Here is a 5,694-nt window from a genome sequence, read left to right on the forward strand (position 1 = left end):
CCTCAACGCCATCGCGGCAGCCAACGAACAGCACTCGACCTACAACTCGAAAAAGATCAAAAGCATCGAAGACCACGTGCAGCAAGTCTCCAGCGTGATCAAGGCCGGCGGCGACGCCACCCTGAGCGCCGGGCAGAACCTGCAACTGGTCGCCAGCGTGATCAAGGCCGGCAACGAGGCGTACCTGGTATCCGGCAAAAACCTCGAGCTCAAAGCCGCCGAAAACCAGGACTACAGCTTCTACAGCAAGACCAAAAAAACTTCCCAGGGCAAGAAATTCCGCCTCGACGAAACCGACGCCATGAACAACGTCGGCAGCCTCGTCAGCGCCGGCAAAAACAGCACCGTCGTGGCCGGTGAAAACCTGCTGCTGGCCGGCAGCGCCGTTACCGCCGAAAAAGGCGCCACGCAACTTGCGGCCGGCCAGGACGTGAGCATCCTCGCCGTCACTAACTCAGACAGCGCCCGTCACGAACGCAAGGAAAGCAAAAGCAGCTGGGGCGGCCTCAAGTCGAGCAAAGTCCAAGACAAAGTCGACGAAAAACGCACCACCGCCCTGGGCAGCATGGTCTCCGGCGAAACCGTCACCGTCGCCGCCAAGCGCGATGCCATCGTCACCGGTTCCAACCTGGTCAGCACCGGCGACCTCGCCGTGCAGGCTGGCCGCGACCTGACCATCGACGCGGCGCAAAACACCTTCGCCCGCACCGACATGCACAAGGAGAAGAACCGCGACCTCACCGGCGTGTTGACCGGCAACAAGCTCGGTCTGGACGACATGACCGGCAACCAGAAGCTGTACATCAACAGCTCCAAACACAACGGCACAGCCAATGAAATGACCTTGACCGGCAGCACGATTGGCTCTAGCGCGGGCAACGTGTCGCTGACGGCGGGGCGTGAGTTGAAGGTGGTGGCCAGTGATTTGGTGAGCACCAAGAACATGGAGTTGAGCGGGGCGAATGTCACCGTTACTTCGGGAATGGAGACGGCCAGTCAGACCAGTCAGGACAGTTCAAAAAGTTTGGCGGTTGGGCGTGTGATCGCGGGCTCGGTGGTGGACACCGCCACCAGCATGCGCGATGCCGTCAAAGCGGCGCGCAGTGCTGATGACCCACGCCTCAAGGCAGTCAAAATTGCTCAGGCAGCCCTCGCCGCCTACAACCTCAACGGCCAGGCGTCGGACGCCAATGCACAAAGCTCCGGCTTCAAAAACAAAACTGGCGGCACGCCCGGCAACGGTTCGCTGATCAAGATCGGCACTGAACTGGCCAATAACCGCAGCAAGAACAGCAGCGAATTCAACAGCGCCACCGCCAAGCAGAGCACGCTCAACGCTGGGCAAGACTTGTCGATCGTTGCCACAGGCGCGGCGGCGGGGACTCAGGGTGATATCCAGATCACCGGCAGCCGCTTGAAAGCCGCCAACACCCTGTTGCTGGCCAAAAACGATGTGCTGATGCAAAGCGCACAAAACACCACCGACCGCAAAAACGAAGGGTCGAAAACCAAAACCGCCATCGGCGCCAGCTTCAATATTGGCGAGCAAAACGGTTTCACCCTCGACCTCGGTGCGCAGGGTGCCAAGAACAATGGCAACGGTAACTCCGTTACTCAAGTCAACAGCACCCTCGATACCGGCAGCCTGTTGTTGCAAAGCGGTGGCGATACCACCCTCAAAGGCGCCCAGGTTCGCGCGGACAGGATCAAGGCCGATATTGGCGGCAACCTCAATATCATCTCTCTCCAGGACACCGAGTCATCGCGCAGCAAACAGAACAGCGCAGGCTTCGGCGCGAGCATCTGCGTGCCGCCGTTCTGCTACGGCTCCACCGTCGCCGCCTCGGCGAACCTTGCCGCCGCCAAGATGAACAGCGACTACAAGGGCGTGACCAACCAGAGCGGCTTGTATGCGGGCACAGGCGGCTACGACATCAATGTCGGCAAAACCACCACCCTGCAAGGCGCGGTGATTGCCAGCGAAGCCAGCGCTGACAACAACCGCCTCAGCACGGATCGTCTGATCGTCAGCGATATCAAGAACAAGAGTGAGATCGAGAGCCAGTCGGCGAGCATCTCGGTCTCCACCAGCAGCGGCGGCGGCACCTCGCCGGGCGGCGCCATCCCGATAGCACTCAAGGATAAAGACCACAGTTACACCCGCAGCGCGGTCAGCGAAGGCACGATTGTGGTTCGCAATGCCGAAGGCGCCAATGACCTAGTCGGGCTGAACCGCGACACTGCCAATGCCAATCAGAAGCTCGACCGGCCTGATGAAAAGGCCATGCAGGAACGTATCGACCTGATCCAAAGCTCGGCGCAGTTGGCCAGTGGAGTGATCAGTGCGGTGGGCAAGGCGAAGGCGGACGAGGCGAAAGCACTGGCCGATAAAGCCAAAACCCAGACCGAAGCCGGTTCGCCGGACGCCGCTGGAACGGTACTCGCAGCAAATGCCGCTTATGCGGAAGCCAAGCGCTGGCAGGTTGGTGGCGACAAGAAGTTAATGGCAGACATTGCGACCGGGTTGATTGCGGCAGGGCTGGGTGGTGCACCTGTGGGAACGACGGTGGGTATTGTCGCTAACACGGCCTCCAGCGATATCTTCAATAAAATTGGCGATTACGCCCACTCACGTGCGACTGATCCGAAGGCAGATGCGGCCACTCGGGCGGCTTGGGCTGAAGGAGGCGCGGCGCGTGTGATGTTGCATGCGCTGGCGGGCGCGGCTATGGGGTTGTCCAGTGGCAGTGTGCAGAGCGGTGCGTTGGGCGCGGGGGCTTCTGCGGCCTTGATGCCGAGCATTGCGGATGCGTTGGGTAAAAATGGTATCAAGGGTGTGGATCAAGATGCGATGGCCGCATTTATCGCAGCAGGCGTCGGGACTGTAGTCGGCTCTGGCAACGGTACCTCTGGCGCTGTTGTTGCGGCGGGGAATGCGATGTCGGTAGACGTCTATAACCGAGCTGCTCATGAGGCCGAGATAGCTGCGATTAAGGCTGAGGCGCAGAAAGGCGACTTCACGGAGGCCAATCTGGATAAGGCCACGTGCTACATCATCAAGTGCTGGGCTCATTTGGATAGGGGTACGAAGGAATATCACGATGCATATCTGAGCGAGACCGATATGGTCGGTTTGAGCAAGGAGCTTGAGTGGGTAAATGCGCAAAAAGACAAAGGGCTCTTCAATTACTCAATGACCGATACCGTATTTGACTTCAGCACACGCGATGCCCTTCCGGTGACAAAGGATGCTGCCGCGATAGGGGGGGGAGCGATTAGCGTGTCGGCGGGTTACGCATTATGTGTCTCGCTAGTCGGGTGCGGCTTCGGCATTCCGATGGGGACCTTCGGGCTCGGCAACGTGTCAGAAGGTATTACGGGAGTTTATAATCATTTCAACAATAGCCGGGGTGGCTATAACCCCGTAAAAGAAGTATTTAATGAGATTCCTGGCGGTTATGGACCTGTTATTTATAGTGGTGCAGATTTAGCATTGTCATTGGGCTCTGGCTTCGTTAAGGTTCCTCTTAAAATGGGCTTGGCGGACGGACTTAATAAGCCTAACTCGATGTTCGGAGTTACTGTGCATAGTTTTGATAATAATAAGTTTGTTTTTGGAAAAGCAGTACCCTATGGCTCAGCACTGACACTGTATCTGAAGTCTGTTGCTGATAAAGGGTATACTTTTTATGAGGGGGTTTCGCATGAGAAAAAATAAATGGATAGATGGGTTTTTTTTATCCATCTCCCTTTTTTTTATGATATTGGCTATTAGCTTGGTACTTGCAATGCTCATCGCGGCTGTGATTACTCTTGTCTTGGGTACGGACTCTCCGTGGGTTTACAACTGGATCGGATTTCCTCTTACATTTTTATTTTCCGCGTATTGGATCGTCACGAGATGGAAGTATGTCAAGTCTTATATATCTGGTAATGGGGGATGGTAGTACACGGTATTACTGAGATAAAGGAAACGGATTTGTTCAGTGGTAATCGGGGTCAGGCAACGTTTTTTGTGTGAGTGTGAGTGGAGCTTGCTTGGCAATATTGCGTTCTTTAAAAATTGAGTTTTTATTTTTATCTGTGTGAAATGCTTCAAATAAGGCGGTTATGAAAATAACCGCCCATTTTTATTTATGAATTTTGTGAATTCAACTTCCGCCCAATCACATCGAGCAAATCACACCCATCTCTCAGCGGAATTGCCAACAACAGTGCAAAGTCGTGCAGCACAATCGCATCACTGCTGATCTCCTCCCGAAACGCAAGGTTCTCCAAAAACTGAGTCACCGCACGAATGCGGTACGTGGCGGCGTCATAGAGAACATCAAGGGGCGCTTGCGTGTCGATCAGCAGCGCCGGGATAGCTGAATCGTGGCCTGTCAGGGGCATGTATCTATTCATTTTTGGACTCTCTACTTAAGTGATGAATGCCATCACTCAAACGTCGCCAACGAATGGGTGACAGCTGTACGCAGGTTGGCGAACCGGCAGTAGAGAAAACCGGCAGACCCGAAGGTCTCCCGCGCACAGCCGTCATAAGACGACTTTGCAGGCGCGCAAGTGGCTGCAAAAAAGCTCCCAGCTTGCGCATTCTCTACCGTCAGGTCGCCAAACCTGAATCGCCATGTGGGCGACCGGCGGACTATAAGTCCTCAGCGTAAAAACGCGCAAGGCATCAAAAAGCCAACACGTCATTCTGCAAGCCGGCTGCGACCTGCACGTGATCGCCACCCTCAACGCCATCGCGGCAGCCAACGAACAGCACTCGACCTACAACTCGAAAAAGATCAAAAGCATCGAAGACCACGTGCAGCAAGTCTCCAGCGTGATCAAGGCCGGCGGCGACGCCACCCTGAGCGCCGGGCAGAACCTGCAACTGGTCGCCAGCGTGATCAAGGCCGGCAACGAGGCGTACCTGGTATCCGGCAAAAACCTCGAGCTCAAAGCCGCCGAAAACCAGGACTACAGCTTCTACAGCAAGACCAAAAAAACTTCCCAGGGCAAGAAATTCCGCCTCGACGAAACCGACGCCATGAACAACGTCGGCAGCCTCGTCAGCGCCGGCAAAAACAGCACCGTCGTGGCCGGTGAAAACCTGCTGCTGGCCGGCAGCGCCGTTACCGCCGAAAAAGGCGCCACGCAACTTGCGGCCGGCCAGGACGTGAGCATCCTCGCCGTCACTAACTCAGACAGCGCCCGTCACGAACGCAAGGAAAGCAAAAGCAGCTGGGGCGGCCTCAAGTCGAGCAAAGTCCAAGACAAAGTCGACGAAAAACGCACCACCGCCCTGGGCAGCATGGTCTCCGGCGAAACCGTCACCGTCGCCGCCAAGCGCGATGCCATCGTCACCGGTTCCAACCTGGTCAGCACCGGCGACCTCGCCGTGCAGGCTGGCCGCGACCTGACCATCGACGCGGCGCAAAACACCTTCGCCCGCACCGACATGCACAAGGAGAAGAACCGCGACCTCACCGGCGTGTTGACCGGCAACAAGCTCGGTCTGGACGACATGACCGGCAACCAGAAGCTGTACATCAACAGCTCCAAACACAACGGCACAGCCAATGAAATGACCTTGACCGGCAGCACGATTGGCTCTAGCGCGGGCAACGTGTCGCTGACGGCGGGGCGTGAGTTGAAGGTGGTGGCCAGTGATTTGGTGAGCACCAAGAACATGGAGTTGAGCGGGGC

Annotated in this window: 3 protein-coding genes; 2 read left to right on the forward strand and 1 reads right to left on the reverse strand. The window is 56.6% G+C overall.

Features of this window, described 5'->3' with window-relative positions:
• Window positions 1-3,718, forward strand: a 3,718-nt coding sequence (locus tag BFP95_RS22820) for a hemagglutinin repeat-containing protein (RefSeq protein ID WP_175405994.1), incomplete at its 5' end; no start/stop codon positions are given.
• Window positions 3,719-4,134: 416 nt separating this feature from the next.
• On the opposite strand, the gene BFP95_RS22825 is transcribed toward BFP95_RS22820, so the two are convergent.
• Entirely contained in the window at window positions 4,135-4,392 is a 258-nt protein-coding gene (locus BFP95_RS22825) for a hypothetical protein (RefSeq protein ID WP_065872837.1), read from the reverse strand.
• 331 nt (window positions 4,393-4,723) lie between these two features.
• Between BFP95_RS22825 and BFP95_RS22830 the strand changes: the two genes are divergently transcribed.
• Window positions 4,724-5,694: hemagglutinin repeat-containing protein (locus BFP95_RS22830; protein ID WP_256534294.1), on the forward strand; the 971-nt coding region annotated here is incomplete at its 3' end.

This window comes from Pseudomonas sp. 58 R 12, assembly GCF_900005865.1.
Taxonomy (GTDB): Bacteria; Pseudomonadota; Gammaproteobacteria; order Pseudomonadales; family Pseudomonadaceae; genus Aquipseudomonas; species Aquipseudomonas tritici.